We start from the raw sequence: 12,240 nt of genomic DNA on the forward strand, positions 1-12,240 counted from the left end.
CCGACGCAGGACCGGCGTGACGCCTCAGGCCCGCGCCCGCCGCACCAACCCCAGGTAGCGGTCCCAGTCCCAGTGGCGCCCCGGGTCCGTGTGGTCCGTCCCCGGCACCTCCACGTGCCCGATGACGTGCTCCCGGTCGACGGGTATGCCGTAGCGCCCGCATATCGCCGCCGTCAGCCGCGCCGAGGCCGCGTACATCGCGTCCGTGAAGGAGGAGGGGTCCTCCACGAAGCCCTCGTGCTCGATACCGACGCTGCGCTCGTTGTACTCCCGGTTGCCCGCGTGGAAGGCCACGTCCAGCTCGCGGATCAGCTGGGTGATCCGGCCGTCCTTGCGCACGATGTAGTGCGCCGCTGCGCCGTGCGCGGGGTCCTGGAAGACCTTCACCGCCGATGCGTACCCGCCCTGCGTGACATGGATGACCACCCGGTCGATGCGGTAGTCGTCCGGCCGGTCCGCCCGCCGGTAGTTCGCCGCCGAGGCCGGCACCCAGCGCGCGCCCCGGAAGTCGACGGCCCCGGACACCCGCCGCTTCTCCACCCCGGGCAGCCGCCACCACAGCCGGGACAGCTCGTCCCGGGCCAGCACGGCCGTGCCCACGGCGGCCGCGGCCCCGCCGATGAGCAGGGCACGCCGCCCCAGCCGCCGGTCCCCGTCCCTCGCCGGCACCTCGGCCGTCTCCTCGGTCGTCGCCCCCATGTGATCGTCAACGGATATCCGGCGGTCCCGGTTCCCGCGCCCCCGTACTCTGGAAGGGCTATGACTGACACCCCGCAGCGCCCCCGCCCCCTCCGCGTCCTCGCCGCCATGTCCGGCGGGGTCGACTCCGCCGTCGCCGCCGCGCGGGCCGCGGAAGCCGGCCACGACGTCACCGGCGTCCATCTCGCGCTCTCCGCGAACCCCCAGTCCTTCCGCACCGGCGCGCGGGGCTGCTGCACCATCGAGGACTCGCGCGACGCCCGCCGCGCCGCCGACGTCATCGGCATCCCGTTCTACGTGTGGGACCTCGCCGACCGCTTCCGCGAGGACGTCGTCGAGGACTTCATCGCCGAGTACGAGGCCGGCCGCACCCCCAACCCCTGCCTGCGGTGCAACGAGAAGATCAAGTTCGCCGCGCTGCTGGACAAGGCGCTGGCCCTCGGCTTCGACGCCGTTTGCACCGGTCACTACGCGAAGGTGATCGTCCAGGAGGACGGCTCCCGCGAGCTGCACCGCGCCTCCGACATGGCCAAGGACCAGTCGTACGTCCTCGGCGTCCTGGACGAGAAGCAGCTCGCCCACGCGCTGTTCCCGCTCGGTGACACGGTCACCACCAAGGAGGAGATCCGCGCGGAGGCCGAGCGCCGGGGCCTGGCGGTCGCCAAGAAGCCCGACTCGCACGACATCTGCTTCATCGCCGACGGCGACACCCAGGGCTTCCTGGCCCGGCGGCTCGGCAAGGCCGAGGGCGACATCGTCGACGAGTCCGGCGCCAAGGTGGGCACGCACGAGGGCGCTTACGGCTTCACGATCGGCCAGCGCAAGGGGCTGCGCATCGGCACCCCGGCCGCCGACGGCAAGCCGCGCTACGTCCTCGACATCTCCCCGGTGGACAACACGGTGACCGTGGGCCCGGCCGCCGCCCTGGACGTCACCGCGCTGACGGCGATCAAGCCGCGCTGGTGCGGCAGCGCCCCGTCCGGCCCCGGCAGCTACACCGCCCAGCTCCGTGCCCACGGCGGCGAGACCGAGGTCACCGCGGAACTGGTCGACGGCGAACTGCGGGTCGGCTTCACCGAGCCGGTCCGGGGTGTCGCCCCCGGCCAGGCGATCGTCCTGTACGACGGCACGCGCGTCGTCGGCTCGGCGACGATCGCGTCGACCACACGCGCGGCGGCTGCGACGCTCTGACCGGCCCGCTCACCGGGTGAAGAACTCGGCCAGCACCGGGCCGAGGACGCCCGGTTCCACCATGTGCGTCTGGCCCTCCAGCACCTGGTACGTGCCCTGGGGCACCGCCTCCGCGAGCGTACGGTTCGCCTCGAGCATCCACGCGGGGCTCGCCCCGCCCGCGGCCACGAGGACGGGCACGGAGATCCCGGCCAGCCGCTCGCGCGGCAGCAGGCCGTCACCCATGACCGCGTCGTCGTGGGCAAGGCTCGGTGCGACGGCCTCCATGCCGGCCCACATGGGTGACTGACGCGCGCCCCGGATCATCTCCTCGCCCAGGCCCGTCAGCCGCAGGAACAGCTCCACCGCGTCCCCGCGCCGGCCCTCGGCGAGCGCCTGGTTCAGGTTCTCCTTGTACGCGGCCTCCCGCTCGGCACCGCCGTCCAGGAAGTCCGCGAACGGCACCTCGTACACGGCGGCCTGACGCACCGGCAGGCCGCTCGCCACTGCCTCCAGCACCAGCGCACCGCCCGAGGAGACCCCGAACAGCGCCTGCGCACCGCCCACCGCCTCGATCAGCGCGGCCAGGTCCTCGACCTCGCGCTGCACCGCGTACGGCGCCGTGTCACCGCTCTCGCCGCGGCCCCTGCGGTCGTAGACGACGGCCGTGCAGCAGTCCGCGAGCCGGTGCGCCAGGGGCGTCACGGTGCCGCCGGTGGACATCGCGCCGCTCACCAGGATCACCGTCGGCCCCTGGCCGATCACTCCGTACGCGAGAGAGGTGCCGTCGTGGGAAGTCGTCATCTTGTCCATGCCGGTGCAGACTGCCGTACGGCACGGAATTCAGCGGTCACGACACGGCGACCTCGTAGAAGCAGTAGTGGTCCCTGATCTCCGCCACGCCCGGCTTCGGGTCCGGGTACGCCCACACCAGGTCGGGCGCGTCCGGCAGCGACCAGTAGGACGCGGTGCCCTTGAAGGGGCAGACGGTGTGGGTGTCGGAGGGCGTGAGCAGGTCGAGGCGGACGTCCTCGGCGGGTATGTAGTAGCGCACCGGCGAGCCGGTCTCGCGCAGTACGAGGGGACGGTCGGTCTCCGCGAGCACCTGGTCGCCGTGCACCACGCGCACGTGCTGCTCGCCCCGTTCGATGGTGATCGTGTGTCCTGTGGCCATGTCCGAACAGCGCGCGCGGGCCCGTACTTCTTCCCACGTACGGTGGGGGACATGAACATCTGCGTCTTCCTCTCCGCCGCCGACCTCGACGAGCGCTACACGCGCCCCGCGCGCGACTTCGCGGAACTGCTCGGCAAGGGCGGGCACACCCTGGTCTGGGGCGGCTCCAACGTCGGTCTGATGAAAGTGGTCGCCGACGGGGTGCACGAGGCGGGTGGCAGGCTGCTGGGCGTCTCCGTGGAGTTCCTCGCGACGAAGGCGCGGCCCGGCGCCGACGAGATGTTCATCGCCGCCGACCTGGCCGAACGCAAGAAGCTGCTCCTGGAGAAGGCGGACGCAGTGGTGATCATGGTGGGCGGCACCGGAACGCTGGACGAGGCCACCGAGATCCTGGAGCTGAAGAAGCACGGCCGCACCGAGAAGCCGGTGGTACTGCTGAACACGGCCGGCTTCTACGACGGCCTCCAGGAGCAGTTCCGCCGCATGGAGGAGGAGGGCTTCCTGCCCCGCCCGCTGTCCGAGCTGGTCTTCTTCGCCGAGGAGCCGGCCGCCGCACTGGCCTACCTGGAGGCTGCGACATCAGCGGCCACCGCTGCGGACCCGCGCGCCCGATGATGCGAGCATGGCGGGCATGGCTACACATGTGATCACCGGGGCCGGTTCCGGCATCGGCGCGGCCGTCGCCCGCCGTCTGCACGCGCGCGGGGACGAAATCGTCCTGCACGCGCGCGACGCCGGCCGCGCGAAGGAGCTGGCCGCCGAGTACCCCGGGGCGCGCACCCTGGTGGGCGACCTGGCCGACCCCGACAAGCTCTCCTGGGCCTTCTCCCACCAGACGCTCCCGGACCGGGTCGACTCGCTGCTGCACATCGCCGGAGTCGTGGACCTCGGCGAGGTCGGCGAGCTGACCCCCAAGTCCTGGCGCCACCAGCTCAACGTCAACCTGGTCGCCCCGGCCGAGCTGACCCGGCACTTCCTGCCCCAGCTCCGCGTCGCCCGCGGCCATGTGATCTTCGTCAACTCCGGTGCCGGCCTGAACGCCCACGCCGGCTGGTCCGCCTACGCCGCCTCCAAGCACGGCCTGAAGGCCCTGGCCGACTCCCTGCGCCACGAGGAGCACGGCAACGGCGTCCGCGTCACCTCCGTCTACCCCGGCCGCACGGCCAGCCCCATGCAGGCCAAGGTGCACCAGCAGGAGGGCAAGGACTACGACCCCGCCCAGTGGATCGCCCCCGAGTCCGTCGCGACGACGATCCTGATGGCCCTGGATCTTCCGAGAGACGCGGAGGTCAACGACCTGACGGTGCGACCGGGGCGGTGAACCTGTTGCCTTCGCCTGTCAGCCGACCGAGTCGGGCGGTGGGTGGGCGAAGGCCGGGGGTTCAGGGGGCGGAGCCCCCTGGTGCTCGGTACGGCATACCCTGCCGAGGTGAGTGAGAGCAGCGAGTTCAGGTTCCCGGGAGCCACCGGCGTCGGGTCCATGCCCGGCGGGGACGCCCGGGAGGCCGCCAAGACCGTCACCGGCAGCTTCGAGGACTTCGCGTTCCTGCCCGAGCTGCCCGCGCGAGGTCCCGGCGCCGACATGATCGGGCGGACCGCGGGCATGCTAGTCGAGCTGTACGCGCGCGTGGAGCCCAGCGGCTGGCGGATCGGCGACCGTCCGGGCCGGGACACCAAGCGGGCCCGGTCCTGGCTGGGGGAGGACCTCGACGCCCTCGAGGAGTTCACCCAGGGATACGAGGGCGACCTCAAGGTGCAGGCGGTCGGGCCGTGGACGCTGGCCGCCGCCCTGGAGCTGAGGAACGGCGAGTCCGCCCTGTCCGACCCCGGCGCCTGCCGCGACCTCGCCGGCTCGCTGGCGGAGGGTCTGCGGCTGCACCTCGCCGAGATGCGGCGCCGTGTCCCGGGTGCCCGGCTCGTCCTCCAGCTCGACGAACCCTCCCTCACCGCCGTACTGCGCGGACAGGTCCGCACCGCCAGCGGCTACCGCACGCACCGGGCCGTGGACCGGCAGGTCGTGGAGGCCACCCTGCGGGACGTCATCGGGGTGCACGGCGGCGGCCCCGTCGTGGTCCACTCCTGTGCGCCCGACGTCCCGTTCGCCCTGCTGCGCCGGGCCGGAGCCGCCGCGCTCTCCTTCGACTTCTCGCTCCTCACCGAACGTGACGACGACGCCATCGGCGAGGCCGTGGAAGGCGGTACGCGGCTGTTCGCCGGTGTCGTCCCGGGCACGGACGGCCCATTGTCAGACCCTGCCGGTAGCGTCATGGGTGTCAGGACGTTGTGGCGCAGGCTGGGGCTGCATCCGGGGTTGCTCGCGGAGGCGGTCACGGTCACCCCGGCGTGCGGTCTCGCGGGCGCTTCCCCCGCCTACGCGCGCCAGGTGCTCGCCCACTGCGTCCGGGCGGCGAGATCACTCGCGGACAACCCAGAGTAACGGGAGGACAACACGGTGGCCGGCGACAAGCAAGCGGAGACGACGGCGGTGCCCGCCGAGGCCCGCGAGAAGCACGCCCTGCTCGCGGAGCAGGTCGAGGAGCACCGCTTCCGGTACTACGTGAAGGACGCTCCCGTCATCAGCGACGCGGAGTTCGACCAGCTCCTCAAGGCGCTCGAGGCGCTGGAGGAGCAGTACCCGGAGCTGCGCACGCCGGACTCGCCGACCCAGAAGGTCGCGGGGTCGTACGAGACGGAGTTCACGGCGGTCGAGCACCGCCAGCGGATGCTCTCCCTGGACAACACCTTCAACGACGAGGAGCTGGCCGCCTGGGCCGACCGCATCGCCAGGGAGCTGGGCGACCAGGAGTACCACTTCCTGTGCGAGCTGAAGGTGGACGGCCTGGCCGTCAACCTCACCTACGAGCGCGGCCGTCTCACGCGCGCGGCCACCCGCGGCGACGGCCGCACCGGCGAGGACATCACCCCGAACGTCCGCACGATCGCGGAGATCCCGGACCGCCTCCACGGCGACGACGTCCCCGACCTCGTGGAGATCCGCGGCGAGGTCTACTTCCCGATGGAGAAGTTCGAGGAGCTGAACGCCCGGCTGGTCGCGGCCGGCGACAAGCCCTTCGCCAACCCCCGCAACGCCGCCGCCGGTTCGCTGCGCCAGAAGGACCCGCGGGTCACCGCCACCCGCCCGCTGCACATGGTCGTCCACGGCATCGGCGCCCTGGAGGGCTTCACGGGCATGACCCGCCTCTCCCAGGCCTACGACCTGCTGAAGACCTGGGGCCTGCCCACCTCCACGCACAACCGGGTGGTCGACGACCTCGACGGCGTACGGGAGTTCATCGCCCACTACGACGGCGAGAACCGCCACTCCGTGGAGCACGAGATCGACGGCGCCGTCGTCAAGCTGGACGAGATCCGGCTCCAGGGCCGCCTCGGCTCCACCGCCCGGGCACCGCGCTGGGCGATCGCCTACAAGTACGCGCCGGAAGAGGTCAATACCAAGCTCATCGACATCAAGGTGGGCGTCGGCCGCACCGGCCGCGTCACGCCGTACGCGCAGGTCGAGCCGGTCACGGTCGCGGGCAGCGAGGTCGAGTTCGCCACCCTGCACAACCAGGAGGTCGTCAAGGCCAAGGGCGTGCTCATCGGCGACACCGTGGTGATCCGCAAGGCCGGTGACGTCATCCCGGAGATCCTCGGCCCGGTGGTCGACCTGCGGGACGGCGCCGAGCGGGAGTTCGTGATGCCGAGCGAGTGCCCCGAGTGCGGGACGCCGCTGCGGCCCATGAAGGAGGGCGACATCGACCTCCGCTGCCCCAACGCGCGTACTTGCCCGGCCCAGTTGCGCGAGCGCGTCTCCTACCTCGCGGGCCGTGAGTGCCTGGACATCGAGAACTTCGGCGCGGTGGCCGCCGCCGCGCTGACCCGCCCGCTGGAGCCGGCCGATCCGCCGCTGGTGGACGAGGGCGATCTGTTCGACCTGACGGTGGAGAAGCTGCTGCCCATCAAGGCCTACGTCCTCGACCCGGACAGCGGCCTGCCCAAGCGGGACCCCAAGACCGGCGAGGAGAAGGTCGTCACGGTCTTCGCCAACCAGAAGGGCGAGCCGAAGAAGAACACCCTCGCGCTGCTGGAGAACATCGAGGCGGCCAAGGCCCGCCCGCTCGCCCGCTTCCTGAACGGCCTGTCCATCCGGCACGTCGGCCCGGTGGCGGCGCAGGCCCTCGCGCGCGAGTTCCGCTCCGTCGACCGCATCGAACAGGCCACCGAGGAGGAGCTGGCCACCACCGACGGCGTCGGCCCCATCATCGCCGCCGCCCTCAAGGAGTGGTTCGCCGAGGACTGGCACCGGGAGATCGTCCGCAAGTGGAAGGCGGCCGGAGTCCCGCTGGAGGACGAGTCGTCCGGCGAGGACGAGGGGCCGCGTCCGCTGGAGGGTCTCACCGTCGTCGTGACCGGCACGCTGGAGAACTTCACCCGGGACGGTGCCAAGGAGGCGCTGCAGAGCCGTGGTGCGAAGGTGACCGGTTCGGTTTCGAAGAAGACCTCGTTCGTCGTGGTGGGTGACAATCCGGGATCGAAGTACGACAAGGCCATGCAGCTGAAGGTTCCGGTTCTGAACGAGGACGGTTTCGGCGTCCTGTTGGAGCAGGGGCCCGAGGCGGCGGCGGAAGTCGCGCTTCCGACCGCGGAGTAGCGGTTGAAGGCCACCCGTTCGGCGCATATCAGTTGCATACGGGTGGCCCGGGCGCATTCGGGCAACCGTCGACGACCGCTGCCCGAGGAAGCCTTCCGCGGCCTACTGTTGAGGTGTGCACCTGCCGTGCCCAGCTGCGGCTGGGGCATCCCCCTGCCCGCGAAGGGCACAGGGAAGGTTTCTTCGACGCGGAGCCGCTGATGGTTGTCGGGCATCGGGCCGCGTGGCGTGGGCACCGCCGGCTGTGAGAGGGACGGGAATGGAACCGACCGAGAGCGCCGCCCCGGACTCACGGCTGCGCCTGCGCCGCCGTGCGGTCGCGTGGCGGGGGATCCGGTGGACCGGGTGGGGCGCCGAGCGCACGGGCCCTCGGGCGCGCCCGGCCGGACCGGGCACCGCGACCGAGGCACACACACCGATCCCGCCGGCCATCGAGGCCGCCCCCGTGCTGCCCGGCACCGACCCCGAACGGCATCTGTCCTGGCCCGCGTTGCCCGCGGGCCTCGTGGCGGCCGCCGGATTCGCCCTCGGCGCGGGCTTCTACCGCGCCTTCAGCGGCAACCACGCCCTCTTCCCGGGCGGCACGCTCGGCTGGTCGCTGGCCGTGCTCACCGGCACCATCGTCGGCCACCTCGTGATGCTCGGCCGCGCCCGCTGGTGGGGCGGCACGGGCTCCGGCGCGGCCCTCACCCTCGCCGTCCTGCTGCTGTACGGCTGGGTGCCCGCCGGGATGGTCAGCCTCACCGTCGTCGTCCTGGTCGGCATAGCCAGGCGGAACCGCTGGCGGCAGGGCGTACTGCACGGCGCGGTGGACATCCTCGGGATCAGCGCGGGCGCCCTGGTGCTCGGCTCCTTCGGGCGCGTACCGACCGTCGAGGATCCCTGGAGCCCCGACAGCTGGAGCATCACCACCGTGCCCGAGGTGGTGCTCGTCGCCGCGGCCTATCTCCTGGTCAGCCGTGGCCTGCTGTGGTACCTGCACGCACCGCGCGGCGGTGGACTGCCCACCGTCGCCCGTACAGCCCTGGTCAGACAGGGTCTGGTCGCCGTCGCGCTGCTCGGCATCGCCCCGCTGGTGTGCGTGGTCGCCGACGCCCAGCCGATCCTGCTCCCGCTGTTCGCCATACCGCTGATCGCCCTCGACTCCACGCTGTGGATGGCCCGGGCCCGCGCCGAGGAGCAGCTCCGCGACCCGCTGACCGGACTGCCCAACCGGCAGTGGCTGCTGGAGCGGATCTGGACCGCCCTCGACGACGCCGAGCGCATCGGCGCCCGCACCGCCCTCATGCTGATCGACCTCGATCGATTCCGGTCGGTGAACGACACCCTCGGCCATCTCGCCGGTGACCGGCTGCTGCTGCAGATAGCCGACCGGCTGCGGATCGCCCTCCCGCGCGGCGCGGAGGCCGCCCGGCTCGGCGGTGACGAGTTCGCCGTCTTACTGCCGGTCGCCGACTCCACCACGTCCGCCACGCGGGTCGCCCGCGGCCTCGTCGCCGCCCTCAGCTCCCCGCTCGACCTCGACGGGCTCACCCTCGTCCTGGAGGCCAGCGCCGGCGTCGCCGTCTTCCCGGACCACGCGCTGGACGCCGAGGGGCTGCTGCGGCGGGCGGACGTGGCGATGTACCAGGCGAAGCGGGACCGCACGGGCGTCGAGGTCTACGAGTCCAAGCGGGACTCCAACACCCCGGACCGGCTGGGCCTGCTGGGCGATCTGCGCCGGGCGCTGGACGCGCACGAGGTGCAGCTGCACTACCAGCCGAAGGTCCGCTTCGACGGACAGGTCGCCGGCCTGGAGGCGCTCGTGCGGTGGGTGCATCCCGAGCGCGGGAAGGTGCCGCCGGACGAGTTCATAGCGATAGCCGAGTCCTCGGGGCTGATGCCCCATCTGACGGAGTACGTGCTGGAGACCGCGCTCGCGCAGGTCGCCCGGTGGCGGGCGCAGGGGCTGCGGGTGCCGGTGGCCGTGAACGTCTCCCCGCGCGACGTCCACACGCCCGGCTTCGCGGGCTCCGTCGCCGCCCGGCTGGCCCGGCACGGAGTCCCCGCGGGAGCGCTCCAGCTGGAGATAACCGAGCACGTGCTGCTGGAGGACCCGCAGCGGGCCGCCGACACCCTCGCCGGGCTCACCGGACACGGCGTGAAGATGTCCCTGGACGACTTCGGCACCGGGTACTCCTCGCTGGTGCATCTGCGGCGGCTGCCGGTGAGCGAGCTGAAGATCGACCGGTCCTTCGTGGCCCGGCTGGCCGTGGACACCGAGGACGCGGAGATCGTGCGCTGCACGGTCGACCTGGCGCACTCGCTGGGGCTGCTGGTCGTCGCCGAGGGGGTGGAGGACGACGAGACCTGGGAGCGGCTGCGGGATCTCGGGTGTGACGCGGTGCAGGGGTGGCTGGTCGCCGCCGCGATGCCTCCGGACGAGACGACGGCCTGGCTGCGGGCGCGTGGGTCTCGCGGGTGGCAGCGGCCGCGCGCCGCTCTTCCGGCCGCCGAGTAGCTTTCCCACCCCGTCCGCTCAACCGGACCGGATGGTTGCCGTCTCCGGTGGGGGCTGATCGCCGTCGGTGGCTGCGGCTGGTCAGCCGGCCGTGAAGTGGCCGATCAGCAGTGCCAGCCGCCTCTCGTGCGCCTCCGCCGGCAGTCGTCCGCTTCTCATCAGCGTCACCAGGCCGTGCAGGCTCGCCCAGAACGTCTCCGTCAGGAGGCCGGGGTCGTCGCCCTCGGCTGCGATCGGCTCGACCGCGTGGAGCAGCTCACCGAAGGCCGCGCGCAGGGGGGCCGGGGCCTCCTCCGTGGCGAACGGCAGGTCCACCAGGTGGGTGAACATCGCGTCGTAGAGGGCGGGTCGGCGCCGCGCGAAGGACGTGTACGTGTCCGCGACCGCCGCCAGTGACTCCCGCACGCCCCGCGCCTTCGCGCGCGCGACCCCCAGCTCCGCCGCCAGGTCCGCGCAGCCCTGCACCGCCACCGCCGCCATGATCGCGTCCTTGCCCTTGAAGTGGCTGTAGAGGACCGGCTGGCTGTACTCGATCTCGGCGGCCAGCCGGCGCGTGGTCACCGCGTCCCAGCCCTCCGCCTCCGCCAGTTCCCGTGCGGCCGTCACGATCAGCCGCTCGCGTTCCGCTCGTTCGCGCTCCCGGCGCGTCTGGATCGTCATGACCGTGATTCTAGCACCGCTAGCATTTCTGTCGACGCTCTGCTAGCTTCGCTCTCGTACCTAGCGCTGCTAGCGAGGAGAAGAGACGTGACCGTCACCGCGTACACCCTGGCCGTCGTACTCGACCTGTTCTGCGTGTTCCTCGGGTACCGGTTCCTGTTCCAGCCCGCCTCCGCCGCGGCCGGCTACGGCGTCCCCGCCCGGCCGGACAGCGACGCCGGCGCCTACCTCTCGATCAAGGGCTTCCGGGACGGCACCTTCGGCGTCGTGGGTCTGGCCCTGCTGGCCTTCGTCGGCGCGCAGGCCGAGGCCTGGTTCATGGTCTGCGTGGCCCTTGTCCCGTTCAGTGACACGCTGATAGTCCTGCGCAATGGCGGTACGAAGGCCGTCGCCTTCGGGATCCACTTCGCCACCGCGGTCGTTGTACTGATCAGTGCCGGACTGCTCTTCGCGGTCTGAGGGCGTACGTCCACGTCATCAACAGGGGGTTCGGAAATGTCGTTGTTCGTACCGAAGTTCGATGAGTCCGTGATCGTGCGGGACGCCGAGGCCGAGGTGGTCGGCGGCGCCCCGGTCGGGGTCAAGCTGCTGGCCGACAGCAGCGCCAGCGGCGGCGCGCTGTCCACCGTGCGCGTCACCCTCGGGGAGGGTGCCGACGGCGCCAGGCCGCACCTGCACAACAACTCCGCCGAGATGTTCTACCTGCTCGACGGTGCCGCCGAGCTGCTCTCCGGCGACGACATCGTCACCGCCGAGCGCGGCGACCTGGTCATCGTCCCGCCCGGCAAGCCGCACGCCTTCGCCGCCGTGCCCGGAAGCACCGCGGACATCCTGATCGTGATCACCCCGGGCGTGGAGCGCTTCGAGTACTTCCGCCACCTCCAGCGCCTGCGCCTCGGCGAGGCGACCCTGGAGAGCCTCCTCGAGGCGCAGGAGCTGTACGACAACCACTACCTCCAGAGCGTGGCCTGGGAGGGGCGCCGCTGACCTCATGGGACGAGGGCCCGGCAAACCGTTTCACGGGCACCGGGCCACGCCCCATAGGATTGGCCCCAAACCACACACACTCACCCCAGAGGATCGCTGCATGCCTGGCATTACGCGCGAGGAGGTCGCCCACCTCGCCCGGCTGGCGCGTCTGGAGCTGAAGCCCGAAGAACTCGATCACTTCGCAGGCCAGCTGGACGACATCATCGGCGCGGTCGCCCGCGTCAGCGAGGTCGCCGACCAAGACGTACCGCCGACCTCGCACCCGCTTCCGCTGACGAACGTCATGCGGCCGGACGAGGTCCGTCCCTCGCTCACCCCCGAGCAGGCGCTCTCCGGCGCCCCGGCCCAGGAGCAGCAGCGTTTCAAGGTGCCGCAGATCCTGGGGGAGGACTGACC

The 12,240-nt window shown here is 71.9% G+C and carries 13 protein-coding genes; 9 read left to right on the top strand and 4 right to left on the bottom strand.

Translation table 11 applies throughout. The features are described from left to right. Positions 1-24: 24 nt before the first annotated feature. Positions 25-699 (bottom strand): N-acetylmuramoyl-L-alanine amidase, encoded by a 675-nt coding sequence (locus ACIF83_RS33290; RefSeq protein WP_393480636.1) that lies wholly within the window; start codon positions 697-699, stop codon positions 25-27. A 60-nt stretch (positions 700-759) separates the two neighbouring features. On the opposite strand from ACIF83_RS33290, the gene mnmA reads away from it, so the two are divergent. Then, on the top strand, positions 760-1,890 hold the full coding sequence (mnmA, locus tag ACIF83_RS33295; RefSeq protein WP_393480634.1) for a tRNA 2-thiouridine(34) synthase MnmA: 1,131 nt from the start codon (positions 760-762) through the stop codon (positions 1,888-1,890). 9 nt (positions 1,891-1,899) lie between these two features. On the opposite strand, the gene ACIF83_RS33300 is transcribed toward mnmA, so the two are convergent. Both ACIF83_RS33300 and ACIF83_RS33305 read right to left on the bottom strand, forming a co-directional pair. Further along, on the bottom strand, positions 1,900-2,682 hold the full coding sequence (locus ACIF83_RS33300; protein ID WP_399732487.1) for an alpha/beta fold hydrolase: 783 nt from the start codon (positions 2,680-2,682) through the stop codon (positions 1,900-1,902). A 37-nt stretch (positions 2,683-2,719) separates the two neighbouring features. Beyond that, positions 2,720-3,043 (bottom strand): DUF427 domain-containing protein, encoded by a 324-nt coding sequence (locus tag ACIF83_RS33305; RefSeq protein ID WP_393480629.1) that lies wholly within the window; start codon positions 3,041-3,043, stop codon positions 2,720-2,722. Positions 3,044-3,094: 51 nt separating this feature from the next. On the opposite strand from ACIF83_RS33305, the gene ACIF83_RS33310 reads away from it, so the two are divergent. The 5 genes from ACIF83_RS33310 to ACIF83_RS33330 all read left to right on the top strand — a co-directional run bounded on the left by ACIF83_RS33310 (position 3,095) and on the right by ACIF83_RS33330 (position 10,194). After that, a complete protein-coding gene (locus ACIF83_RS33310; RefSeq protein WP_393480626.1) occupies positions 3,095-3,658 on the top strand; it encodes a TIGR00730 family Rossman fold protein in 564 nt (187 codons plus the stop codon). Positions 3,659-3,674: 16 nt separating this feature from the next. Further along, the gene (locus ACIF83_RS33315) at positions 3,675-4,364 is read left to right on the top strand and encodes an SDR family oxidoreductase (protein ID WP_399732491.1); all 690 of its coding nucleotides are present in this window, start codon (positions 3,675-3,677) and stop codon (positions 4,362-4,364) included. Positions 4,365-4,472: 108 nt separating this feature from the next. Continuing rightward, entirely contained in the window at positions 4,473-5,480 is a 1,008-nt protein-coding gene (locus ACIF83_RS33320) for a methionine synthase (RefSeq protein ID WP_393480621.1), read from the top strand. 15 nt (positions 5,481-5,495) lie between these two features. Next, entirely contained in the window at positions 5,496-7,694 is a 2,199-nt protein-coding gene (gene ligA / locus ACIF83_RS33325) for an NAD-dependent DNA ligase LigA (RefSeq protein WP_399732494.1), read from the top strand. A 259-nt stretch (positions 7,695-7,953) separates the two neighbouring features. Further along, on the top strand, positions 7,954-10,194 hold the full coding sequence (locus ACIF83_RS33330) for a putative bifunctional diguanylate cyclase/phosphodiesterase (RefSeq protein ID WP_393480617.1): 2,241 nt from the start codon (positions 7,954-7,956) through the stop codon (positions 10,192-10,194). 81 nt (positions 10,195-10,275) lie between these two features. Here the strand turns inward: ACIF83_RS33330 and ACIF83_RS33335 are convergent, their stop codons facing one another. Further along, a complete protein-coding gene (locus ACIF83_RS33335) occupies positions 10,276-10,854 on the bottom strand; it encodes a TetR/AcrR family transcriptional regulator (protein ID WP_398139799.1) in 579 nt (192 codons plus the stop codon). 87 nt (positions 10,855-10,941) lie between these two features. Between ACIF83_RS33335 and ACIF83_RS33340 the strand changes: the two genes are divergently transcribed. The 3 genes from ACIF83_RS33340 to gatC all read left to right on the top strand — a co-directional run bounded on the left by ACIF83_RS33340 (position 10,942) and on the right by gatC (position 12,238). Then, complete coding sequence (locus ACIF83_RS33340) at positions 10,942-11,313, top strand: DUF4267 domain-containing protein (RefSeq protein ID WP_399732498.1); 372 nt, start codon at positions 10,942-10,944, stop codon at positions 11,311-11,313. 36 nt (positions 11,314-11,349) lie between these two features. Then, positions 11,350-11,841, top strand: coding sequence for a cupin domain-containing protein (locus tag ACIF83_RS33345; protein ID WP_393480611.1), 492 nt, complete (start codon positions 11,350-11,352; stop codon positions 11,839-11,841). 100 nt (positions 11,842-11,941) lie between these two features. Next, complete coding sequence (gene gatC / locus ACIF83_RS33350) at positions 11,942-12,238, top strand: Asp-tRNA(Asn)/Glu-tRNA(Gln) amidotransferase subunit GatC (protein WP_031117542.1); 297 nt, start codon at positions 11,942-11,944, stop codon at positions 12,236-12,238. Positions 12,239-12,240 lie beyond the last annotated feature (2 nt).

The sequence above is a fragment of the Streptomyces sp. NPDC085866 genome (assembly GCF_044541035.1).
GTDB lineage: Bacteria > Actinomycetota > Actinomycetes > Streptomycetales > Streptomycetaceae > Streptomyces.